The organism is Arcicella sp. GW822-FHT02H01 (assembly GCF_058802005.1).
On the sequence record NZ_JBXANT010000001.1, the window covers coordinates 3,461,740 to 3,487,371 of the forward strand.

The window sequence follows — 25,632 nt, forward strand, 5'->3', positions numbered from 1 at the left end:
AAAAGTATGAAAAAAAAGTTGCCATCGTATCAAATTTTACGAAAAATCATGAAAATCAGTTTACTGCAAATCGCTTTATCTGTTTTGTGCATGAGCTTCTCATTTGCTCATGATACTAAAGCTCAAGATTTGTTGAACAAGAAAGTGACGCTCCATTTGAAAAAGAATGAAGTAGAGGATGTTTTACAAAAAATTGAAAAGTTAGTAGGAATCAATTTTATGTATAGTCCCGAGTTGATTGAATCCAAAAGAAAGGTTTCAATTGATGCAGAAGGAAAACCACTTTCTGAGGTTTTGACTGACTTTTTATCTCCATTAAGTATTAATTATGAAGTATCTGGACAGCAAATTCTTTTAAAAAGAAAAAACGAAGTCCCCTCAGAAAACAAAATCAGTACCACCCAAGAGTCCGAAAAAATTGAGGAGGTAATAACGGGTACTGTGACTGATGATAAGGGGGAAGCGCTTGTTGGAGTAAGTATTTTAATAAAAGGAACAAGCCGAGGAACTACTACGGACCCAAACGGAAAGTTTAGGTTATCAATCCCGAACGAACAAGCCGTTTTGGTATTTACTTCTGTGGGATATTTGAAAACAGAGGTGGTTGTTGGCAAGCAATCTTCATTGAATGTAGTTTTAAAGGCAGATATTGGCAATCTTGATGAAGTAATCGTAGTAGGTTATGGTACGCAAAAGAAAAGTGAAATTTCTGGCGCAGTATCTGTCGTAACCCCCAAAGAAATAAGTCAGAACCCTTCTCCAAACCTTAGTAATTCATTAGTTGGACAAACCGCAGGGCTCATTGCTACACAGCGGTCGGGGGAGCCGGGCAAAGATGCTTCTAATATTTATATCAGAGGGATTGGTACTACAGGAGATGCTTCGCCAATCTTTGTTATTGATGGAATTGTGCGTTCTTCTAGCGACTTTGCCCAATTAAATTCTAGTGAAATACAGTCTTTCTCCATCTTGAAAGATGCCGCAAGTGCTGCTGTTTTTGGGATTCGTGCGGGTAACGGTGTAATTCTTGTGACTACCAAAAGAGGTGCAGAAGGAAAAATGCAAATCAATTTTTCTTCTAACATTGGCGTACAAGAAAGAACCAGAAATCCTCAATTCTTGAATTCATACGAATTTGCATCATTATATAATGAAGCCTTAGCTAATGAAGGAAAATCTCCACTTTATACTGAAGACGATTTACAAAAGTACCGCACGCATTCAAGTCCTGATACGCATCCAGATTCCGATTGGTTTTCTGTATTGAAAAAAAGTGCTTTGATGCGTAGTTACAATCTATCTGCTACAGGTGGGTCGGATAAAATACGCTATGCTACTTCCTTTGGTTATTTAAAACAAGAGGGTATTATTCCTTCAAACGTATTCAATAGATACAATTTCAGGACTAATATTGATGCTAATGTTACCAGTACTACTAAGCTATCTTTTGATATTTCTGGGAGAGATGAAAAAACTAATAATGTGGCATCAACAGAGGTATTTCGTTGGATGTCTGGAACGCCACCTAATAGAGCACCCATACAATGGTCGAACGGACAGTATTCTAATGGCCCGTCTTATTTAACCTTGCCAGACAATGGTTATAGAAAAACAGGAATACAATCGTTTAGAGGTAGAATAGAATTAGAACAACAATTGCCATTTATATCGGGCTTATCAATAAAAGGTATTGCTGCTTATGACAAAACTTTTACAGGAGACAAAAACTGGACTTTTACTAAAATTCCATTTTATAGTAGAAACACGGACGGAACTTTTGTAGAAGGAGCGAAGGGCGCTAGTTTGTTGGAACAACGAAATTATGATGACCAATCGATAACACTTGAAGCACATTTGAACTATAAAAAGACGATTGGATTGAGTGCGTTATCAGGGTTATTATTATATACACAAACAGAACAATCATGGAATTCATTATGGGCATCTAGAGATGGATATAATTTAGGAATAGATGAATTGAATTTTGGTGCAGCCGCCAACCGCAATAATAGTGGATATTCAGGAAGTAGTGGTAGACAAGGGATTGTTGGTAGATTTAACTGGTCTTATGACGATAAATATACGATTGAAGGTAGCTTTAGAGCCGATGGTTCAGAGCAGTTTGCTAAAGGAAAACGTTGGGGCTTTTTCCCTTCAGTTTCGCTAGGGTATGTAATATCACAAGAGTCATTCTTGAAAGAATCTTCTACGATTGATTACCTGAAAATTCGTGGTTCTTACGGGATTTTAGGAAACGACCGTTTGGGTAGCCAAAGATTCCTTTATCTACAGTCTTATTATGTCAATAGCTCAGCCGTTTTTGGTAATGGAAGCGTACAACCAGGTATTGATGAAGGTCGTTTATCTAATCCAGATGTAACGTGGGAAACTGTTAAAAAACTTAATATTGGTGTTGACGGAACCTTTTGGAAAGGTAAATTGACAACAAGTGTTGACTATTTCTTTGATAAAAGAAGTGACATTTTAGCAGATAGAAACCTTTCAGTTCCTGGTCTTTTGGGTATTGGATTGCCTATTGAAAACTTAGCAAAAGTTAATAACGGAGGTATTGAAATAACCGTGGGGCATAAGAATAGAGTAAACAAAGATTTACATTATTCGATGAGTGGAAACTTCACTTTTGTGAAAAACAAAATTATTTTCATTGATGAAGCTGATTCTGAAAACCCAAATATCAAAAGAACAGGTCAGCCGCTTAATACACAATTTGGTCTTAGAGCTATTGGCTTATTCCAAACACAACAAGAAGTTGATAATGCACCAACCCAAATAGGGAAGACTGCGCCAGGTGATATTCGTTTTGAAGACATCAACAAAGATGGCAAAATAAATGACCTAGACAGAGTACCAATAGGGAAGTCTAATACGCCAGAAATTATTTTTGGGTATAACGGTAACGTACAATACAAAAACTTTGAGTTTTCATTCCTATTCCAAGGAGCTACGAATGTAAATCAATATTATGCAGGAGAAGGAGCATGGCCATTCTTCGTGGGGGCTGGTGCTTTGAAAGCTAATTTAGACCGATGGACTCCAACAAATCCTAATGCCAGTGAGCCACGTGTACTAATTGATGTGAGTAACCTTAACCATAGTGAATCTTCATTTTGGATGAAAGATGCCTCGTATATACGTCTTAAAAATATAGAATTGGCGTATAATCTTCCAGTAGAGAAATTAAAGCAAAAATTTATCAAAGGGATGCGCATTTATATTAATGCCAATAATATAGCTACGTGGTCGAAGATAAAAAATTATGACCCTGAAAATGCAAGTGGTAGAGGGTGGGATTACCCACAATTTAGAATCTGGAATGCAGGAGTAAACTTTAAATTTTAGAAGACATTAAGATGAACATAATCATTAAAAAAACAATATTACTTAAATGTACACTAGTGGTGTGTATATCAATACTATTAGGTTGTGATAGCAGTATCTTAAACCAAGTTCCTAAAGATTCACTTACGGAAGAAACAGTTTGGACTGACCCACAAGGAGCAACACAGTTCGTTAATGCCATTTATGGTAGAATGCCTTCTGGTTTTGACCGTAACTACGAAGGATGGGCAAAAGGACTTTATTTACTAGATGGTGTTTCAGATGATGGCGAAGTGTGTATGCCTTGGACGCATTCTAACAATTTACAATCGGGTAATTTTTTGCCTTCTGGAACCCCTTGGGGCGAAACGTGGGGTGATTATTACGCTTTGGTTAGAAAAACAAATGTTGCCTTAGAGAATCTTGGTAGACTAAAAGATGAAACTCTTAGGAATCGACTTATGGGAGAAACTTATTTTTTAAGAGGATTCATTTATCATGAACTTTTGAGATTATACGGACAGAAATCTACAGGTAGCGAGCCAACAGGAGTACCATTGATTAGTAAAAGTTTGACCCTTAATGATAATTTTCAATTACCGAGAGCAACTTATGACCAAGTAGTTGATTTTATCATAAGCGACATGGATAAGGCTATTTCGATGCTTCCTAAAAAAGGAGCTATTGAGGCAGGAAGAGCAACATCAGGGGCGGCCAATGCACTAAAAAGTCGTGTATTATTATATGCCGAACGTTGGGCGGCTGCGGCAGATGCTGCCAATAAAGTAATTAATACAGACTATACGTTGTTTAGTGATTATAGAACATTGTTTCTTGTAAAGAACAACAATGAAGTAATATTTGCCAAGAAATTTCAAGCACCAGATAAAGTTCATTATGGATTGAATAACGGATTTGACGTTGTGAATTCACCGCCTTCATTCAAAGGAGGTAGTGATGCAGGATGGGGCGGTAATGTGCCTACACAGAATTTTGTAGATTCTTATGAAATGATTGATGGAAAGCCACAAGCTACTTCGCCTTTATATAAACCAACTGATCCTTATACAAATCTTGACCCTCGTTTTGAAGCAACAGTGGTACATAATGGTTCTACTTTCCGTGGGAAAGTCATAGAATTATTCGCTGGCGGAGGGGATGTAACTGGTAAACCCGAAGATACCAAGACAGGCTACATCCTTCGTAAATTTCATGAAGAACAATATGTTATTTACACAAAAAGTAGTGACCAAGATTGGCTTTTTATAAGATACGCAGAGGTTTTATTGAATTATGCAGAAGCTAAAAACGAAGCGTCTGGTCCTGATGCAACGATATATAGTGCTATCAATGCTATCAGAAAAAGAGCAGGAATGCCAGATTTAGAGACTGGACTTTCAAAAGAACAAATGCGTGCTAAAATCAGAAATGAACGTAGAGTAGAATTAGCCTTTGAAGAACATCGCTTTTTTGACATTCGTAGATGGAAGATAGCTGAAAGTTTATTGAATGGGCCTTTGTATGGGATGAAAATAACTAAAACGGGTAATACGCTTACTTATACAAAGTATGCTTTTGAAACAAGAAGCTTCCCGTCTAAATTATATGTGTTACCGATTCCACAATCAGAAATAGATAAAAATCCAGCGGCTAAACAAATAGCTGGTTGGTAATTATTTAGATTTTTTAATAGTTGAATTTATTTAATCAAAGAGGTTATTAAGGACTAACATGCTATAAAGTTAATTCTTGATAACCTCTTTCAATATTCTGGCTTTTCACAATGATACAGCGACTACTTCTTTTGTCAGTACTATTTCTTTTTTATGCCTGCAAATCGTCCTCAGACGAAACGTTGTTTCATCTGGTAAAACCCGAAGATTCGGGAATAACGTTTGTGAATGAAATTCAAGAAAATGAACAATTAAATGTATTAGAATACCAATATTTATATAATGGTGGTGGGGTTGCTATCGGCGATGTAAATAATGATGGACTACCTGATGTTTATTTTTCAGGAAATATGGTTTCGAATAAACTATATCTCAACAAAGGGAAATCAGATAAAGCGGCTTTTCAGTTTGAAGACGTGACAGATATTGCAGGGGTGGGTGGTAGAAAGAAATGGAAAACAGGAGTAACAATGGTTGATATCAATGCCGATGGAAAGCTTGATATTTATGTTTGTTACTCTGGGTCGGGTACTGACGAAGATCGAAGAAATGAACTGTATATTAATACTGGAAGCAAAATTGGTGTTCCCACTTTTGTGGAAAGTGCGGCAAAGTATGGCTTAGATGCCGTTGGTACATTTACCACACAGGTGGCTTTTTTTGATATGGACCATGACGGCGACCTTGATATGTTTATGGTCAATCATGCAGATATGTTTTATAATGCATTTTTTAATACTGAAAAGCTACGAAAAACGAGACACCCTAAATTTGGCAATAGGTTATACAGAAACGACAAGGGATATTTTACAGATATAAGCGACGAAGCAGGAATTAATGGAAGTGGTTTGAACTTTGGGTTGAGTGTTGCCATTGGCGATGTAAACAATGATGGTTGGGCTGATTTGTACGTAACCAACGATTATAACGAGCAAGATTTTTTATACCTAAACCTTAAAAATGGACATTTCTCTGAAATATTAAAGAAAAGCATTGGTCATATTTCTAAATTTTCGATGGGTTCGGATATTGTTGATTTTAACAATGACCAAAATGCTGATATTGTGACATTGGATATGCTTCCAGAGGATAATCGCAGGCAAAAACTATTAAAAGGACCTGATGAATACGATACCTATCAATTATTAGTAGATAGTGGTTTTCACCATCAGAATATGCGCAATATGTTGCAGATGAATATTGGCAACAATACTGAAGGTATTCCACAATTTAGTGAGATAGGGCAACTGGCAGGGATGTCTAATACCGATTGGAGTTGGAGCCCGCTAGTGTGTGATTTAGATAATGATGGTAACAAAGACTTATACATCACCAATGGCTATCTACGAGATTTCACTAATATGGATTTTTTGAAATATACCTATCAAGAAGAGGTAAATAAAGCCAAAGTACTGGGGCAAAAACTTAATACTTGGGAGTTGATTAAAAAGATGCCAAGTACCAAAACTAGCAATTATTGTTTTTTGAACAGAAACAGTAAAGAAGGCTTGATTTTTCAAAATACAACAGCAAAATGGGGTTTGGCTGAGCCTTCTATTAGCACAGGCGCTGCCTATGCAGATTTAGATAATGATGGAGACTTAGATTTGGTTGTCAGCAACAGCAATTCACCTGCCATGGTTTATGAGAATCGTAGCAGACAAGTTTCAACCAATCATTACATTAAACTGCAATTAAGAGATAGCGGAGGGAATCATTTTGCATTAGGGGCAAAAGTGATGCTGAAAACAGCTCACTCAACCCAGATGCAAGAAATGTATCCTTCACATGGCTTTCAGAGTAGTGTTGAGCCATCATTACATTTTGGATTAGGAAAGGATACAACCATAAAATCATTAGAAATATATTGGGCTAATGGAAAAAAAACACAACTGAATAATATTAAGGCTGATACAGCCATCACTATTCATAGCAATACGGCTAGTATTCATAGCGAAAAATCTCAGAAGCCTGCCTTTTGGTTTGCGGATAATTCATCCTCCGCAGGTTTTTCATATACGCATCAAGAAACGCCTTATGTCGATTTCAAGCATCAATCACTCTTACCTTATCAGATTTCAAAACAAGGACCATTTTTAGCAAAGGGAGATGTAAATGGGGATGGACTAGAGGATGTTTTTGTAGGAGGAAACCAAGTGCATTCAGGAGAGTTATATCTTCAAAATGATAGTGGAGGCTTTCAACGAAGTGTATCTCAACCTTGGGCAAAACAGACGTTAGCTAAAGATATGGGTATGAGCTTTTTGGATGCTGATGGTGATGGAGATTTGGATTTATTTATTGCAAGAGGAGGAACAGAATTCGATGCCCATCATGAAGTGTACCAAGACCAATTGTATCTCAACAATGGCAAAGGCATTTTCACTAAAGCTGAAAATGGATTGCCTGATTTGACAAGTAATGGTAGCTGTGTAGCGGTGGCAGATTATGATAAAGATGGTGATATAGATATTTTTGTAGGAGGACGCTCTATGCCAAATAGCTTTCCAGAGCCTGATTATTGCTATTTGCTGAGGAACGAAAGTAAAAATGGAAGTATTAAATTTCAGTATGCATCTGAACAAAAAGAGAAGACATTAAGACAACCAGGAATAGTGAATACTGCTTCGTGGGCAGATATGAATCATGATGGCTGGTTAGACTTAATTATTGCAGGGGAATTTATGCCCATTACTATCTATGAAAATCATAAAGGACAGTTGGTGAATGCTACAGCCAAATATGGACTAGAAAATACTGATGGTTTTTGGACAAAGCTAATGATAGAAGATATGGATAATGATGGAGATTTGGATATTGTAGCTGGAAATTTAGGACAGAATACTCAATTCAAAGCCTCTGAAAAAGAACCGTTGAACCTCTGTTATGGCGATTTTGACCAAAATGGCACTATTGAACCACTGATTTGCTATTATATTCAAGGAAAAAGCTATCCGTTGGCTTCTCTGGATGAGTTGGCTAATCAAATGCCTTCCGTTCGTAAGAAATTCTTGAAGTATAAAGAATATGCGGAGGCAACTTTAGAGAAATTATTATCTCCCGAGCAACTCAAGGACGCTAAAACATTAAAGATTAATATCCTTAGCACCACTTATTTTGAAAATACAGGTAACGGAAAATTTGTGGCAAGAACCTTACCTTTAGCAGCTCAGGCTTCTTTGGTGACAAGCATCATAATAGATGATTTTAATCATGATGGAAATAAAGACATTATAGTAGCTGGTAATTTTTATCCTTGGCGTGTTCAATTAGGTAGGAATGATGCCTCAATAGGTTCGGTTTTGTTAGGCAATGGTCATGGGAAATTTACTTCAATTCCTTATCAAACTTCTGGATTGAATGTTAGTGGTGATGTCAGAGATATGATGATGGTTAAATCAGCCAATCAATCAAAAAACATGATTTTCACTCGGAATAGAGGAAAGCTAGGAGTTTTGAAAAAGTTGGTGAAGTAAGAACTTACTTCACCAATACCCAGCGATTTACAGTATTATATCGTCCTTCAATCAATATTTTGTAGATGGACGATTTTTTTGTACTAACATCAATTTTCAAAGATTCTTTCGTTGTAGGTACAGTATCAATTAATTCATAAATATCTTTTCCTCCTTCTTCAAAGTGATTACTAGTGCTCAGCCAGATTTTTACTTCGCCTTTTTTCTCTAAAGCTTTCCAACTAATTTGTAAACTATCATTCGCTAAAATAGCATTTGGATTGACTACCGAAACTGGATTAATCAATGCTACGCCATCCATTTCTACCAGATTTTCTTTTGGAATTTCTAAACCCATAAAGCGAGCCATCGTAGGCATAATATCCACAATAGCAGGTTGGTTTTCCTGAAAATAATTGTTCAGTTTTGGTGCATTCGTTGCTATCCACGTGGTACGTTCTCTGTCTGATTGACCTCCATGATTTTTGCCCGTTTTGGCATCTCTTCCGTGGTCAGTAGTAATCACGATTAGCCAATCTTCTTTAAAGTTCTTCTTTCTATATTCAATAGCTTCCCATACTTTTCCGATTTGATTATCTACATAGCCTAATGCTTTTGTAAATTGTTCGCTGTCACCATATTTATGTCCCATATCATCGGAATATTCTAAATATACCCACGAAAGGTCTGGAGCATTTTCCTTAATAGTTTTAGCGGCTTCATCGCTTACTTTTTCGTCGATTTTATGAATATATTCACTTTGTTTATCGTGTGGATAAGTAAGGGTATCTAGTTCATAACCATCAGCGACAAAATCCATTTTGATATTACCCGCATCGGCTAACGATTCACCAATAAGCTTTGTTCTGTTATCTAACCAAGTAGAGAATACGCCTATTTTTTTGGCTGGGTACTGACTTTTCAATAATCTAAAAATATTCCAATAATGATAATTAGGCTTTTTAATATCGTTACCCCAAACATTGTGTTTATTCACCCAAGTACTTGTCAGCAAACTATTATAACCCACTGCCGAAATAGTAGGTGTTTGCGAATATTGCCCTTTTTCACCACCCACATAGGCTCTTTTATAAGCACCAACGCTGCTGATTTTTTTCAGATTAGGCATATCTGTTTTTTCAATCGCATCGGCAGGAATACCATCTACAATCATAAAAACTAATTTTTTAGCAGTTTTCTGTGCAAAAACAGTGGAAGAAAAAATCAGGAAAGTAAAAAGGAGTTGAATTGTTTTCATCGTTTTATTAGTTGTCGCTTTATTAATGAAGTCAAAGCTATCAGGGTACAAAATTCCCCTTTCTTATTCAAAACGCTATCATTATCTGTTTTATTTAATTGTTAATAAGCTGTGAGGTTTTAGATGTCGGATTTCGGCAATCAGATTTCGGATTTTAGAATAGCTTTGCTTTATTCAATTTAAAATCACTAAATCTTCAATCACTCATTCCCTCAATAAACAAATCCCTACAAATCAGTAGAGTATTTATTAACGGTATTTATATTTTCGCTTTTATTGATGAGATAAAAAACTAAAAATACTCATGGCATGACTATTAAGTCATTTTGAGAAAAGATAACATAAGGTTAGTCATGCCATGAGTGGACGATAGCTTATCAACAAATAATCACTAAATCACTCATTCACAATTCACTCATTAACTTATCTATGGAATTTTTAGAAACACTTTATCAAGAAGTCGTCGGCTTTTTTAGTTTCAATGGGCTTATCGAAATCATAAAATCTGGTAATTATCAAGCATTGTTTACTCAGAATGGTATTGGTAAAGCTTTAGGTCCCTTGATTCCCGTATTGCTATTCATTGAAATTATTCGTGCTTTATTCTATCGCCGACTTACTTTTCATCAATACAAAATCTCCTTTTTTACCTATGTTTTCAATCGGTTTATCTCTCGCTTTATCTCGATTGGCATGGTTGGGTTGTGTATTGCTTTGTTTGAGCCTTATGCTATTTTTAAGTCTGAATTTACTTGGTATTGGTTTATCTATGGCTATATTGTGTGGGAGTTTGCTCATTTTATCTATCATTTTCTAGGACATAAAGTACGTCTTTTCTGGTGTCTGCATTCTACGCATCACGCACCCGAATACATGAATTTGTCAGTGACTTATACTCATTTTTTCCTAGAAGGTCCTTATGCAGATATTATTCGGACAACTATCTGTATTTTATTGGGTGTCAATCCTCCCTTGCTATTTCTCATCATGTTTATTGATGGCACATGGGGTGCTTTTATTCATGTCGGAGAGAATATTATGCATGACGGTCGTTTGGGATTTTTAAATAAAATCATCCTTACGCCTTCACACCACAGAGTACATCATGCCAAAAATCCTGTGTATATGGATACCAACTTTTGTAATTTACTCAATATTTGGGACAAAGCTTTTGGCACGTTACAAGATGAAAAGCAAGAGGAAGAAATAGAATATGGTATTAGCAGACCAATGAAATCAGGTGATTTTTTAGATGCCTATTTCGGAGAAATCACTTTGTTATTGAAAGATGTTTATCAAGCACCTAGCCTAAAAGCTAAGGTTTTGTATATTGTTATGCCTCCAGGATGGCATCATTCAGGCAATCATAAAACAGCGAAGATTGTGAAGAAGGAGTATTTTGATAGTGTTAAGCTTTGAGTTTCGAGCAGTGAGCTATAAGCTTTTGCCTGTTGTTTCATGTCTAAAGATATGAAACCATAAATAATAATCAGTCTCAGACTGATTATTATTTGTATCACGAAGTATAATACTTCGAGAAGCGTAGGCATTTTTTAATACATTTCCCTTAAAAACAACCATAGCTTTCCAAAATCAAAATAATTCTGAAAAGCTATGCTTAAATAAAACTCAAAGCTCATGGCTCACTGCTTAAAGCTATTTCCCAAACTTCCCTCCAAAGAAATCTCCTTTGTTCCAAGTAGGAGCAACGCTATCGTTGGCAACAAAATAGCCAATTAAGAAATTTAATTTTACATGAGTAGCAGCAGCTTGGAAGTCGAAAGGCTGACTCATATCATCTTGTGGTGTATGATACGTGGTAGTTCTCCATGCCACATCCGATTTACTTCTGTCAATTGTATCCGTTGGTACTGTCATAAAACCACTTTTGATAAATAAGGCAGGAATACCCTTTTTGATAAAGCTAAAATGGTCGCTTCTTACAAAAACTACTTGTTCTGGAAATGGGTCGGGGCTAACCTTTAAGTTGAGAATTTTTGTTGCTTGGGCAACTTGTTTTGAAAGACTTGAATGCTGTGCTCCATAAGGTACCACGTCTAAAACAGGATGGAAGAAGAAAGGCATATCAAGGGCTAGATTGGCTACAATTTTGCCATTTTTTATCGGCGCATTAGTGGCAAAATAATCAGACCCCAACAAACCATATTCTTCTCCAGTTACCACCGTAATAATAATAGAACGCTTGGGTGCTTTGGGTAAAGAACGATACGCATGGGCGATTTCTAAAAGGATTGAAACGCCCGAAGCATTATCATGCGCACCATTATAAATAGAATCATTTTTTACAGGGGCACCAATACCAAAATGGTCAAGGTGGGCGGCATACACTACGTATTCATTTTTGAGTTTTGGGTCGCTTCCTTCAATAAGTCCTACTAAATTTGAGCCTTGTACAAATTGATAAGACGTTTTTACTTTGATTTTAGCACTAACATTCAAAGGGAAAGATTGTACTTTTCCTGCTTTTGCATTGCTATAAATTTCGTCCATTTTTTTGGCTGTACTACTAAATAGCTTTTCAGCATGTTCAGTATTATAAAAGATTACGCCTTTTAATTCAGGGAAACCGTCTTTTGCTATATTGTTGGCATCCAACCATTTAAAAGAACCTTGTCTAGCACGACGAACAGTTGCATCCCAAGTAGTTCTTTTGTCGGTAGGAAGGTTAAATGAAATTACGCCGACAGCACCACGCTTGATAGCTTCATTAGATTTAACGGTATTGTTGCTGAAGTATGCTCTTTCGTTAGAGGCAAAAGTTTCTGGAGCGCCATTGAGTATCACTACGATTTTGCCTTTTACATCAATGTTTTGATAATCGTCATAATTCATTTCGGGTGCGTGTACCCCAAAGCCTACGAACACTAAAGGAGCTTCAATCTCAGAGGCCTCGTTGATGAAATTTGGACTAGCAATAAAGTGCTTGCCATAATCCAACGTTTCTTCTTTCCCATTGATAACTAAACTCAACCCACTTGCTTTGTCATTCACTATGCCTTTCCTAAGCGGTACTTTTTGAATATATGAATTGCCATTGATGACAGGCTTCAATCCCAAAGCCATAAATTCTGTTTCGATATACTTTGATGCCAAATCGAAACCTTTTGTTCCGGGTTGACGACCTTCCAATAAATCATCAGCGAGGTACGTCATCGTGGCTTTAATAGCATCAGGGTTAATTGCTTGAAGGGCTTGTTTGGGTATGGATTGTCCAAACATTAAAGATTGTACAGATAAAAATAGAAGGGAAATCCCTGTTATTAAGTTTTTTTTCATGTTGATGAATTATTGAGTGATTTACTGGATGAGTGATTTAGTGATTGATAATCAATGAATGGATGATTGACTTAAAGTTGTTTAGTTTAAGATGATGATGAAAGCTCAAACCTTTCTATTGGCTGGCGACTTAAGTTCCACTGATTACCCACATCTTTATAAAAGTTGAAATCAAGATGTGATTATTGATAAAATGGGTTAAAAGGGGCTTAAATTATCCTTCAAACCTCATCCCCCAACCCCTTCTCCTTCAGAGAAGGGGAGCAAACTCTGGGTCTTAAAGCTCCCCTCTCTGAAGGAGAGGGGTTGGGGTGAGGTTGTTATACTTTGATTATCAGTCATTTATATACTTGTAGGTAATCAATAGGACTTAAGTCGCCAGCTAAGAGAAATGTGACATCAATATGCAAAAAGCTCATTGCTCAAGGCTTAAAGCTCACAGCATTGTCACAGCATTTTACAAAAATACTTAACAAAGCCAGAGTTCATAGTGCTTTGAATTTTTTCTTTGTTGCTTTAATTTAAAAATCATCGTTGATGAAAAAATATTTTGGAATAGTAGAATAATTCTTAAATTTTCTTGTCTAATCCCTTGATAATCAAATTAAAATGTGTACTTTTGCAAGCTAGTTGAAACTCAACGAAATCTCTTAGCGTTTCAATAAAAGTTATTATTTCCGAGACACATCCTTTTTTCGTAGGAAGAATGCAAGGGAAATGATTTACTCACTTCTACGAGGCTCCATTTTTGCTTACGCTAATTAGCTGTAAGTCATTGATTTAAAGATTTTTTAGATATGTTTTTATTCGGAATTGAAAGGTATTTCAATGCAAAAGTTTCCAGTTTGATGTTCCATTGTTGAACACCAAAGACTTTGCTATTGACCTTATTTTACCGATTAAGAAATATCATATTGTAAACTTCAAAACAGTAACAGCCTTGACACAGATGACAAAAACGGGCAGAATTTCTTTTGCCAAAGTCAAAAACTTACTCGAATACCCAGATTTTTTGGATATTCAGGTTAAGTCGTTTCAGGATTTCTTCCAGTTGGAAACCGCAGCGGAGAATCGTACTGACGAAGGTCTTTTCAAAGTATTTGCTGAGAACTTCCCAATTGCCGATTCTCGTGAAAACTTTGTCCTTCACTTTATTGATTACTCAGTAGATCCACCGAAATACTCTGTTGATGAGTGTATCGACCGTGGTCTGACGTATTCAGTACCTTTGAAAGCAAAGTTGCGCCTTATCTGTAATGATACAGACAACGAAGATTTCGAAACTATCGAACAGGAAGTGTTCTTAGGGAATATCCCTTACATGACCGAACGTGGTTCATTCGTAATTAATGGTGCTGAACGTGTAATCGTTTCTCAATTACACCGTTCGCCAGGTGTGTTCTTCTCTCAGAGTCGTCACACAAATGGTACAAAATTATATTCAGCACGTATTATCCCATTCAAAGGTTCTTGGATTGAATTTGCTACAGACGTTAACAACGTAATGTATGCTTATATCGACCGTAAGAAGAAGTTTCCAGTAACTACGCTTTTGCGTGCTATTGGTTATGGTTCTGATAAAGACATTTTAGATTTATTCGGTCTTTCAGAAGAAATCAAGGTTGATCGTGCTAACTTGAATAAAGCTGTTGGTCGCCGTTTGGCTGCTAGGGTTTTAAGAACTTGGCAAGAAGATTTCGTAGATGAAGATACAGGTGAAGTAGTTTCTATCGACCGTAATGAAGTATTATTAGAACGTGATTCTACGATTACTTCTGACGATATCGATACAATTATTGATGCTGATTTAGATACAATCATTCTTCATAAAGAAGATATGAACGTGAACGATTATAACATCATCTATAATACTTTACAGAAAGATTCATCTAACTCAGAAAAAGAAGCGGTTGAGCAAATTTACCGTCAGTTGCGTAATACAGAAGCACCTGATGAGCAAACAGCGCGTGATATTATCCAAAACTTGTTCTTCTCTGACAAACGTTATGATTTAGGTGAAGTAGGTCGTTATAGAATCAACAAGAAATTGGGTCATGATATTCCGATGGAAACAAAAGTATTAACGAAAGCAGATATTATCTCTATCGTGAAATACTTAATCGGATTGATTAACTCAAAAGCACTAATTGATGATATTGACCACTTGTCTAACCGTCGTGTTCGTACAGTAGGTGAACAATTATATGCACAGTTTGGTGTTGGTTTGGCTCGTATGGCTCGTACTATCAAAGAACGTATGAACGTTCGTGATAACGAAGACTTCAAGCCAGTTGATTTGATTAATGCTCGTACACTTTCGTCAGTAATTAACTCATTCTTCGGTACCAACCAGCTTTCACAATTTATGGATCAGACCAACCCATTGGCTGAGATTACGCACAAGCGTCGTCTTTCAGCACTTGGGCCAGGTGGTTTATCTCGTGAACGTGCAGGTTTTGAGGTTCGTGACGTTCACTATACGCACTACGGTCGTTTGTGTACTATCGAAACACCAGAAGGACCAAACATCGGTTTGATTTCATCACTTTGTGTGCATGCTAAAATCAACTCGATGGGCTTTATCGAAACTCCTTATCGTACGATTGAAGACGGTAAAGTGAAAATCGATGAGATTACATTCTTTACTGCTGAAGAAGAAGATGGCAAAAACATCGTACAAGCGAATGCTCGTTATGATGAAGATGGCGTATTTACTGCAGACCGTGTAAAAGCTCGTTTTGAAGGTGACTTCCCGTTGGTTAATCCTAAGGAAGCTCAATTGATGGATATTGCACCAAACCAGATTGTATCGGTAGCGGCTTCTTTGATTCCTTTCTTGGAACATGATGATGCCAACCGTGCCTTGATGGGTTCAAACATGCAACGTCAGGCTGTACCATTGTTACGTCCTGAAAATCCAATTGTAGGTACTGGCTTAGAAGCAAGCGTTGCTTTAGATTCACGTACTTTAGTTGTTGCTGAAGCTGACGGTGTAATTGAATATGTAGACAGTATCAAAATCGTAGTAAAATACGATATGTCGCCAGAAGAATATTTAGTAAGTTTTGACGGAGATACTAAGGAATATAAATTAATTAAATTCCGTAGAACCAACCAAGATACTACTATCAACTTAAAGCCAATCGTTCGTAAAGGACAGCGCGTTTCAAAAGGACAAGCACTTTGTGAAGGATACGCTACTCAGCAAGGAGAATTAGCATTAGGACGTAACATGAAAGTGGCCTTCATGCCATGGCAAGGTTACAACTTCGAGGATGCGATTGTAATTTCTGAAAAAGTTGTTCGTGATGATATCTTTACTTCTATTCACATTGAAGAATTTGAATTGGAAGTACGTGATACAAAACGTGGTGAAGAAGAATTAACAGCGGAAATCCCGAACGTAGCAGAAGAAACTGTGAAAAACTTGGATGAAAGCGGTGTGATTCGTGTAGGTTCTGAAGTAAAAGAAGGAGATATCTTGATTGGTAAGATTACACCAAAAGGAGAATCTGACCCTACTCCAGAAGAAAAATTATTGCGTGCTATCTTCGGTGATAAAGCAGGTGATGTGAAAGATGCTTCTAAAAAAGCACCTCCATCATTAAAAGGTGTTGTAATTGATACAAAACTTTTCAGCCGTCCTAAGAAAGATAAAGACGAACGTGAGAAAGCTAAGAAAGAAATTGCTGGACTTTCAAAACAATTATCTAAAGATTTGACTGCCATCCGTGCAATGATGATTGGTAAGATGATTGAATTGTTAGAAGGTAAAATTTCTGGTGGTATCAAGCATAAATTCGGAACGGTAATTATTGAAGCAGGAACGAAATTGACTGGTCGTATGATCGAAGAAGCATTGTTCCCAGCTAAAAACTTATACCGTGACGATAGTTCATATAGCGTTCCTGAAGAAGCTAACTTATTAGCTGATTTAATTCTTGAAAATGCTACTGAAGAATCTGAAATCAACATCTTGTTGTTACAAATGGTGAAAAACTATAACGTTCGTCGTAACGAAGTAGTAGGTCGCTACAAACGCGAGAAGTTTGTTTTAGAAGTAGGAGATGAATTACCAGCAGGTATCGTGAAATTGGCGAAAGTATATATCGCTAAGAAACGTAAGTTGAAAGTAGGTGATAAGATGGCGGGTCGTCACGGTAACAAAGGGGTTGTTGCCCGTATTGTACGTGATGAAGATATGCCATTCTTGGAAGACGGAACACCAGTTGAAATCGTGTTGAACCCACTTGGGGTACCTTCACGTATGAACATCGGTCAGATTTATGAAACCGTATTAGCATGGGCAGGTGAAAAACTTGGTCGTAAATACGCTTCACCAATTTTCGACGGTGGTACTGAAGCTGAAGTTGCCAAAGAATTAGAAGAAGCAGGCTTACCATCATGGGGACGTACTTACTTATACAATGGTTTAACAGGAGAAATGTTTGACCAACCAGTAACAGTAGGTATTATCTATATGTTGAAATTAGGTCACTTAGTTGATGATAAAATGCACGCTCGTTCAATCGGACCATATTCATTAATTACACAACAACCATTGGGTGGTAAAGCCCAATTCGGTGGTCAGCGTTTTGGTGAAATGGAGGTTTGGGCATTAGAAGCCTTCGGTGCTGCTAATATCTTGCAAGAAATCTTAACGGTGAAATCTGATGACGTGATTGGTAGAGCTAAAGCCTACGAAGCTATCGTTAAAGGAGAAAGCATGCCAAAACCAGGTATTCCAGAATCATTCAACGTATTGATTCACGAATTAAGAGGTTTAGCATTAGAGATTACGTTAGAATAATAGATAGATTGGCACACGAGTACTCGTGTGCCAATTAAAAGATAATCATGTAAAGTGTAAAGGTCAATCGTTTATTTATGAGTCAATATTCAAAAAAAACCTTCGTATGGATTGCTTGGATGTGGATGATTTTTTTGCTTTTGCCATCATTTGAAGGAGTACATGAATATACTAAAGGACTCGACCCCTCTTGGTGTATCGCATTAAAAGTAGCGATTGAAGATAAATTTAAGTTCGGACAGGATTTCCTTTTTACTTATGGCCCACTAGGGTTTTTGAATACAGGATATACGCCCAATGGCTTTATTTATCAGCTTGTAGCATTTTTAGTTCATTTGTTAATACAAGTTGGGTTTGTTGTATTAATCATTGAAATCGTAAAAAAGTCAGTATCAAAAGCGATGGCTTTGTTTTTTGCGGGGCTTTGTTTTTTTCCTTATCGCTTTGTAGGCGACTTATCATTTTCCTTATTGATTCTTCAAATAGGATTTTTGTTAGTCTTCTTGCAACATAAGAAAATATACAGTTTGGGCGTCGTTACTATCATCACCATACTTGCCTTTTTTATTAAACTGAATTTAAGCCTAGCGATGCTAGTAATATGGTTCGGTTCGTTATTGTTCTTTGGTTTAAGGCGTTATTTAACAATAAAATTTGTCATAGCATTGGCTAGTACTACTATTGTACTGATGCTGATTCTGGCATATATATTACAAACGGATATAATGGTGTACCTGTCTTCAGGTATTAAGTTGGTCGATGGATATATAGATGCGCAGGCTGTGATGAACGATATTAATGGAATTAGGCTTGTTTTAGCTTTATTGGCATTATTGGTGATAGTATCTCTATTTCTAGCAATCTGTTGGGATTATCTACCATTCAAAGCGAACAATAAGGACTTAATGGCAGACCGTTTCTATGTGATTTGTTTGATAGCAATGTCTTTGTTTCTGAGTTATAAACAAAGTTTTGCTTCATTATCATCAACCAATTTATATGGTTTCTTTTTGTTTTTTCCAGTAATGATAGGGTTAATCTTATTGGTTGAAAACAACAAAAGGATACAAATAAAAGTAATCATTTTGATTCTCTGTAGTCTTTTGTTTAGGAACATCATTCATTGGTCTTGGTCAAAAAGCAATTTTAAAGAATATGTGTTTTCAGCTTTGCCAACCGCTAAAAGAGATTTAGGAAATTGGCAACACAGAAAATCAACACTCGAAGGTATCGGCACCTTTATCAGTAGCTCTTCGGCAGTACGATTTTTTACGCATTCATTTGATGACGAAATCGTTACTTATACCAAAGCAGATTCACTGGAAAGAGCATTCCCGAAGGAAGTGAATGATTATCTAAGCAAAGGAACAGTTGATATTTTGCCTTGGGAAATATCTTATATAATGGTTAATAAACTAAAGTATAATCCAAGACCCATTGTACAAACATATCAGGCATATTCTGGTTATTTAGATAGTTTGAATGCTCAGAAGTACCAGTCTGCTACGGCTCCTGATTATTTATTATATCAGGAATTCCCTTACAGAGAACAGTATTTCTTCTGGGATGAAGACAGAACTAAATTAACGATGCTGGCCAATTACAAAGTTGTTGATACACTTGCCGTTAAACAGTCTGTTGGTTACGATAGTCTACTGGTTTTAAAACAAAACCTGAATAAGAAAGAAGTTAAATATAATCTGACTAAAAAAGCTGTCATAAACACTTTTGAAAAGATTGATTTACCTAATTCAGATGAATTACTTTTTGTAAAATTCAACCTGAAATATTCCTTGTTTGGACAAGTTACCAGATTAGCTTTTCAGCCGCCTTATTTGTTTGTGAACTTTGTTTATGACGATAATACTGTAGAAAGGTTTAGAGTAATTCCATCGGTATTAAAAGGAGGAGTTATTGCCAATATTAAAGTAAAGAGTTTTTCAGACGCTATGAAGTTTTTTAACACTAGTGGTTTGAAAAATACAAAGATTAAATCAATTCAATTAGATAGTCCTTATCAATGGGGCTTCAGTAATACTACTGAGATTTCGATTGAAAAAGTGATATTTTAATAGTTTTCATCTGATTGATAATTAATTGAACGTCAATAAAATACATTCTTATATGTCATTCAAAAAGAATAGAAAATTGAACAGTGAATTCTCTAAGGTGACCATCTCATTGGCATCACCTGAGTCGATTCTTGAAGGATCACACGGAGAAGTTACACAACCGGAAACAATCAACTACAGAACTTATAAACCAGAAATGGGTGGTTTGTTCTGTGAGCGTATTTTCGGCCCTACAAAAGACTGGGAATGTCACTGTGGGAAATATAAACGTATTCGTTATAAAGGTATCATCTGCGACCGTTGTGGGGTAGAAGTTACTGAGAAAAAAGTACGGCGTGAGCGTATGGGACACATCGAGTTAGTTGTGCCTGTAGCCCACATCTGGTACTTCCGTAGCTTACCAAACAAAATTGGTTATTTGTTAGGTCTTTCTACGAAAAAACTTGACCAAGTAATTTATTACGAAAGATACGTAGTAGTTCAAGCTGGGGTAAAAGCGGAAGATGGTGTAAACAAAATGGACTTCTTAACAGAAGACGAATATTTGGACATTATCGACAAGTTACCTCGCGAAAACCAATTATTACCAGACGAAGACCCTCAGAAATTCATTGCTAAAATGGGTGCTGAGGCGTTGGATATGTTGTTAAAACGTACTGAATTAGATAACTTATCTTATGATTTACGTCACTCGGCTGCAAACGATACTTCTCAACAACGTAAGGCTGAAGCCTTGAAACGTTTGAAAGTAGTTGAAGCTTTCCGTGAGGCAGGTACTCGTATCGAGAACAGACCAGAATGGATGGTTATCAAAATGGTACCAGTAATTCCACCAGAATTGCGTCCGCTTGTACCTTTAGATGGTGGTCGTTTTGCGACTTCGGATTTAAATGACCTTTACCGTCGTGTAATTATCCGTAACAACCGTTTGAAGCGTTTGATTGAAATCAAAGCTCCTGAGGTAATCTTACGTAACGAAAAACGTATGTTACAAGAAGCTGTCGATTCATTATTCGATAACTCGCGTAAAATTAACGCTGTTCGTTCAGAAGGTAACCGTGCGTTGAAATCACTTTCAGATATGTTGAAAGGTAAGCAAGGACGTTTCCGTCAGAACTTACTAGGTAAACGTGTAGATTATTCAGGTCGTTCGGTAATTGTAGTTGGTCCAGAATTGAAAATGCACGAATGTGGTTTGCCAAAAGATATGGCTGCCGAGCTTTTCAAACCATTTGTTATCAGAAAATTGATTGAAAGAGGTATCGTGAAAACGGTAAAATCTGCCAAGAAAATTGTTGATAGAAAAGACCCTGTAGTGTGGGATATCTTGGAAAACGTAATGAAAGGACACCCTGTTCTTCTAAACCGTGCTCCAACACTTCACCGTTTGGGTATTCAGGCATTCCAACCTAAATTGATTGAAGGAAAAGCAATCCAATTGCACCCATTAACTTGTACGGCATTCAACGCCGATTTTGATGGTGACCAGATGGCGGTACACGTACCACTAGGTCAAGAGGCAATTTTGGAAGCATCTCTTTTAATGTTAGGTTCACACAATATCTTGAACCCAGCCAACGGAGCTCCTATTACTGTACCTTCACAAGATATGGTTCTTGGTTTATACTACGTAACAAAAGGACGTAGAAATACACCAGAATATGAAGTGAAAGGTGAAGGAATGAAGTTCTACGGTTTCGAGGAAGTGGTAATCGGGATGAACGAAGGTGTTGTTTCTAAACACGCTAATATTGAAGTAAAAGCAGTTGTTCGTAAAGATGATGGTACGTTGGTTTCTGAAATGGTGAAAACTGTTGCTGGCCGTGTATTATTCAACCTTTGTGTTCCTGAAGAAGTAGGATATATCAATGAATTGTTGACTAAGAAGAAATTGCAACAAATCATTGCTACAGTATTTAAAATCTCTGGTGTTGCTCGTACTGCGAAATTCCTAGATGATATTAAAGACTTAGGATACCAAATGGCATTCAAAGGTGGTCTTTCAATGGGTATTGGTGATATCATCGTTCCAGAAGAAAAAGCTGCTCTTGTTGCGCAAGCAAAAGATAGAGTATCTGAAGTAACAGATAACTATTTGATGGGTTTAATTACAGATAACGAACGTTATAATGCTGTAATTGACATTTGGACATCAGTGAACAAGAAAATCACTGATACGTTGATGAATCAAATGGAAAACGATAAACAAGGTTTCAATGCCATCTATATGATGATGCACTCTGGAGCCCGTGGTTCTCGTGAACAGATTCGTCAGTTAGGTGGTATGCGTGGTTTGATGGCGAAACCTCAGAAGAACTTACAAGGTTCGGTAGGTGAAATCATCGAAAACCCAATTCTTTCTAACTTTAAAGAAGGTCTAGACGTACTTGAATACTTTATCTCTACGCACGGTGCGCGTAAAGGTCTTGCAGATACAGCCTTGAAAACTGCCGATGCGGGTTACTTAACTCGTCGTTTGCATGACGTTGCTCAAGATGTAATCGTAAATGAAGATGATTGCGGTACTTTAAGAGGTATTCAAACATCAGCATTGAAAGATAATGAGGAAATCATCGAACCATTGTCAGAACGTATCTTGGGTCGTGTTTCTATCCATGATGTTTATGATCCAGTTACGGGTAAATTGTTAATCACAGCAGGTGAAGAAATCAGCGAAGAGGCAGCTCTTTCTGTAGATGATACTGCGATTGATTCAATCGAAATTCGTTCGGTATTAACTTGCGAAACGCGTTATGGTGTTTGTGCTAAATGTTATGGACGTAACCTTTCAACAGGTAGAATGGTAGGTATCGGTGAAGCTGTAGGTGTAATTGCATCACAGTCAATCGGTGAACCAGGTACGCAGCTTACACTTCGTACATTCCACGTTGGGGGTACTGCTCAAAACGTAACGTTAGATGCAGCTATCAAAGCTAAATTCGACGGTATTATTAAATTTGAAGAGATGCGTACAGTTTCTTCGGTTGACCCAGAAGGAAAACCAGTTGAAATTGTAATGGGTCGTTCAGGTGAGGTTCAAATTTTGAATGCTAATAATCCTCAACAAGTATTTATCGCTAATAACGTTCCTTACGGTTCTTATTTGAGAGTTAAAGACGGACAGACGATTACTAAAGGTGAAGAAATTTGTGCTTGGGATCCATATAATGCTGTAATCTTATCGGAAGTTGAAGGTACTATTCAATTCGATGCTATCGAAGAAAATGTTACTTACAAGGAAGAAGCCGATGAGCAAACAGGTTTACGTGAGAAGGTAATTATCGAATCGAAAGATAAGACTAAAAACCCTGCTATCTTGGTGAACGTAAAAGGTGCTGACGAACCAGTAGCTTATAACGTACCAGTGGCGGCTCGTTTATCAGTTGAAAACAAAACGAAAATTAAACCAGGACAAATCTTGGCGAAAATTCCTCGTGCTGCTGGTAAAACACGTGATATTACGGGTGGTCTTCCACGTGTAACAGAATTATTTGAAGCACGTAACCCATCTAACCCAGCAGTAGTTTCTGAGATTGACGGTGTTATTACTTTAGGAGGTATCAAACGTGGTAACCGTGAGATTTATGTACGTGCTAAAGATGGTGGCGAACGTAAATACTTGGTGCCGTTGTCTAAACACATCCTTGTTCAAAATAATGACTTTGTGCGTGCTGGTGTACCACTTTCAGATGGTGCTATTACGCCTTCAGATATTTTGGCTATTAAAGGACCAACGGCTGTACAAGAGTACTTAGTAAATGAAATCCAAGACGTTTACCGTCTGCAAGGTGTGAAGATTAACGATAAGCACATCGAGGCTATCGTTCGTCAGATGATGCAGAAAGTAATCATCGTTGAATCTGGAGATACTATGTTCTTGAACGGACAAAATGTTGATAGATTCTTATTCCGTGAGGAAAATGATAAAATCATGGATAAGAAAGTAGTTATGGATGCTGGAGATTCTGAGAAAATGAAAGTAGGTATGATTGTTTCTGCTCGTGCTTTACGTGACGAAAACTCTTCATTGAAACGTCGTGATATGAAGATTGTTACAGTACGTGATGCTTCACCAGCGGTTTCTCAACCAAACTTACAAGGTATCACTCAAGCATCTTTAGGAACTGATTCATTCATTTCTGCGGCTTCTTTCCAAGAAACAACGAAAGTATTATCTGAAGCATCTATCCGTGCTAAAGCTGATACATTAGATGGCTTGAAAGAAAACGTAATTGTAGGTCACTTAATCCCAGCAGGTACGGGTGTTCGTAAATATGCAGACTATGTGATTACTTCTAAAGAAGAATTACAACAAGTAGAAACAGCTAAGGAAGCCAAAGCCCAAGAAAAGGTTGGAGGTTATCGTAAAGCTCGTTGGATTGTGTAATCTAATTTTGTAGCAATATAAAAAATGCCCTTTGATTCATTTCAAAGGGCATTTTTTTTGACTTTAGGATTTTTGGACTTGAAGACTTTAGGATTTTTGGACTTGAAGACTTTAGGAGTTTTAGACTGTAAGATATAGGACTGTAGGATATAAGACTTTTATTCCGTGGCTGGTCTCCCGACCAGTCCACAGGTTCACATGGGAAAATGGTCTGGTCGGGAGACTAGCCATGGGAGCAAGCCTTAGTTCTCTCCAACCGATACCCGAATACCGAAAGCTGATAGCCACCTCTACTAATACCTCTTAATCTGTTCCATAATTTTAATCTGTTCCAATACTTCTTCTGGTTTTATCAGTAGTTCAGTTTTTCCAGTAATGGCTTCGTAAAGATTTTGGAAAAGTATGCCCCAATCCCCTTTCTTTGTTTCAATAGTTCCTCTGAAATGCAAACCATTGATGTCTGTATTAATAATGCCTGAATTACTTTCAGATTCAATACCGAAGGCATCCATGCCTGGCATAATACCTGCTTTCAGATGATCTTCTTGCATATCTATTCCGTACTTTACAAAAGAACCTTTTGTTCCATACAAAATATATCGTGGGCCTTCTTCACGAACTAATAAGCTCGATTTTAAAGTAACTTTCAATTTACCATAATTAAGCCTAATATCGAAAGAGTCATCAATTTCAGAGCCTTCTCTTTCCGTGCAAGTTTCGCCCCAAACCTGTTGTGGAACGCCAAAAAGCACTATCGCTTGGTCGATGATATGTGCACCTAAATCATACAAAATTCCATTAGCCGCATTATTAGTTTCTTTCCATTTCTTAGCATTCAAAATGGGCTTATAACGGTCGTAATGTACTTCATAGCTCAATAAATCGCCCAATAAACCATCTTCAATTACTTTTTTGACGGTCATAAAATCACTATCAAAACGACGATTCTGATAAACAGAAATAACTTTACCTCGTTCTTTAGATAATTGTATCAATTCTTCGGCTTCGCTGGCTGTGGCTGTAAAAGGTTTTTCTACTAATACGTGCTTGTCTGCCAGTAAACATTTTTTTGCAAATTCATAATGCGTAGCATTGGGCGAACAAATACTAACTAAATCAATCGTATCATCAGCTAATACTTCTTCTAAACTCTTAGCGACTTGAACCTCAGGGAACAAATCTCTTGGATTCTGACTGTTTGAAACAATCGTTTTAAGATTGAAATTAGGATTTACCGAGAAAAATGGGGCTTGGAGGTATCTGCCAGATAAACCAAAACCAATAAGAGCAACATTGAGCATTATTAATTGGGATTCTGTGTATAAATCAATTTTAACAAAA

Annotated in this window: 10 protein-coding genes; 7 read left to right on the forward strand and 3 right to left on the reverse strand. The window is 37.0% G+C overall.

Annotated elements, in window-relative coordinates:
* The first annotated feature begins 6 nt into the window (after positions 1 to 6).
* From AC1RNE_RS14545 to AC1RNE_RS14555, 3 genes are all read left to right on the forward strand, one after another.
* Positions 7 to 3,360: a TonB-dependent receptor gene (locus AC1RNE_RS14545; protein ID WP_492801758.1), complete on the forward strand. Its 3,354-nt coding sequence runs from the start codon at positions 7 to 9 to the stop codon at positions 3,358 to 3,360.
* Between the two features lie 11 nt (positions 3,361 to 3,371).
* Complete coding sequence (locus tag AC1RNE_RS14550; RefSeq protein ID WP_492801760.1) at positions 3,372 to 5,012, forward strand: RagB/SusD family nutrient uptake outer membrane protein; 1,641 nt, start codon at positions 3,372 to 3,374, stop codon at positions 5,010 to 5,012.
* A 110-nt stretch (positions 5,013 to 5,122) separates the two neighbouring features.
* Positions 5,123 to 8,488: a VCBS repeat-containing protein gene (locus AC1RNE_RS14555; RefSeq protein WP_492801762.1), complete on the forward strand. Its 3,366-nt coding sequence runs from the start codon at positions 5,123 to 5,125 to the stop codon at positions 8,486 to 8,488.
* Between the two features lie 4 nt (positions 8,489 to 8,492).
* Here the strand turns inward: AC1RNE_RS14555 and AC1RNE_RS14560 are convergent, their stop codons facing one another.
* Positions 8,493 to 9,725, reverse strand: a complete 1,233-nt coding sequence (locus AC1RNE_RS14560) for an alkaline phosphatase family protein (RefSeq protein WP_492801764.1) — start codon at positions 9,723 to 9,725, stop codon at positions 8,493 to 8,495.
* Positions 9,726 to 10,154: 429 nt separating this feature from the next.
* Here AC1RNE_RS14560 and AC1RNE_RS14565 point away from each other — a divergent pair, with 429 nt between their 5' ends.
* Positions 10,155 to 11,144: a sterol desaturase family protein gene (locus AC1RNE_RS14565; protein ID WP_492801765.1), complete on the forward strand. Its 990-nt coding sequence runs from the start codon at positions 10,155 to 10,157 to the stop codon at positions 11,142 to 11,144.
* Between the two features lie 237 nt (positions 11,145 to 11,381).
* Here AC1RNE_RS14565 and AC1RNE_RS14570 read toward each other — a convergent pair whose 3' ends face one another.
* Positions 11,382 to 13,022, reverse strand: a complete 1,641-nt coding sequence (locus AC1RNE_RS14570; protein ID WP_492801767.1) for a M28 family metallopeptidase — start codon at positions 13,020 to 13,022, stop codon at positions 11,382 to 11,384.
* Between the two features lie 949 nt (positions 13,023 to 13,971).
* On the opposite strand from AC1RNE_RS14570, the gene rpoB reads away from it, so the two are divergent.
* The 3 genes from rpoB to rpoC all read left to right on the forward strand — a co-directional run bounded on the left by rpoB (position 13,972) and on the right by rpoC (position 24,291).
* A complete protein-coding gene (gene rpoB / locus AC1RNE_RS14575) occupies positions 13,972 to 17,832 on the forward strand; it encodes a DNA-directed RNA polymerase subunit beta (RefSeq protein WP_492803649.1) in 3,861 nt (1,286 codons plus the stop codon).
* 77 nt (positions 17,833 to 17,909) lie between these two features.
* Positions 17,910 to 19,904: a hypothetical protein gene (locus tag AC1RNE_RS14580; RefSeq protein ID WP_492801768.1), complete on the forward strand. Its 1,995-nt coding sequence runs from the start codon at positions 17,910 to 17,912 to the stop codon at positions 19,902 to 19,904.
* A 52-nt stretch (positions 19,905 to 19,956) separates the two neighbouring features.
* Positions 19,957 to 24,291, forward strand: coding sequence for a DNA-directed RNA polymerase subunit beta' (gene rpoC / locus AC1RNE_RS14585; protein ID WP_492801769.1), 4,335 nt, complete (start codon positions 19,957 to 19,959; stop codon positions 24,289 to 24,291).
* A 293-nt stretch (positions 24,292 to 24,584) separates the two neighbouring features.
* On the opposite strand, the gene AC1RNE_RS14590 is transcribed toward rpoC, so the two are convergent.
* Positions 24,585 to 25,592, reverse strand: a complete 1,008-nt coding sequence (locus tag AC1RNE_RS14590) for a Gfo/Idh/MocA family oxidoreductase (protein WP_492801771.1) — start codon at positions 25,590 to 25,592, stop codon at positions 24,585 to 24,587.
* Between the last annotated feature and the right edge of the window lie 40 nt (positions 25,593 to 25,632).

What these genes read in the sequence shown, in the direction of transcription:
- AC1RNE_RS14545 (WP_492801758.1), top strand. Translation starts at nt 7, where the DNA reads ATGAAAAAAAAGTTGCCATCGTATCAAATTTTACGAAAAATCATGAAA.
- AC1RNE_RS14550 (WP_492801760.1), top strand. Translation starts at nt 3,372, where the DNA reads ATGAACATAATCATTAAAAAAACAATATTACTTAAATGTACACTAGTG.
- AC1RNE_RS14555 (WP_492801762.1), top strand. Translation starts at nt 5,123, where the DNA reads ATGATACAGCGACTACTTCTTTTGTCAGTACTATTTCTTTTTTATGCC.
- AC1RNE_RS14560 (WP_492801764.1), bottom strand. Translation starts at nt 9,725, where the DNA reads ATGAAAACAATTCAACTCCTTTTTACTTTCCTGATTTTTTCTTCCACT.
- AC1RNE_RS14565 (WP_492801765.1), top strand. Translation starts at nt 10,155, where the DNA reads ATGGAATTTTTAGAAACACTTTATCAAGAAGTCGTCGGCTTTTTTAGT.
- AC1RNE_RS14570 (WP_492801767.1), bottom strand. Translation starts at nt 13,022, where the DNA reads ATGAAAAAAAACTTAATAACAGGGATTTCCCTTCTATTTTTATCTGTA.
- rpoB (WP_492803649.1), top strand. Translation starts at nt 13,972, where the DNA reads ATGACAAAAACGGGCAGAATTTCTTTTGCCAAAGTCAAAAACTTACTC.
- AC1RNE_RS14580 (WP_492801768.1), top strand. Translation starts at nt 17,910, where the DNA reads ATGAGTCAATATTCAAAAAAAACCTTCGTATGGATTGCTTGGATGTGG.
- rpoC (WP_492801769.1), top strand. Translation starts at nt 19,957, where the DNA reads ATGTCATTCAAAAAGAATAGAAAATTGAACAGTGAATTCTCTAAGGTG.
- AC1RNE_RS14590 (WP_492801771.1), bottom strand. Translation starts at nt 25,592, where the DNA reads ATGCTCAATGTTGCTCTTATTGGTTTTGGTTTATCTGGCAGATACCTC.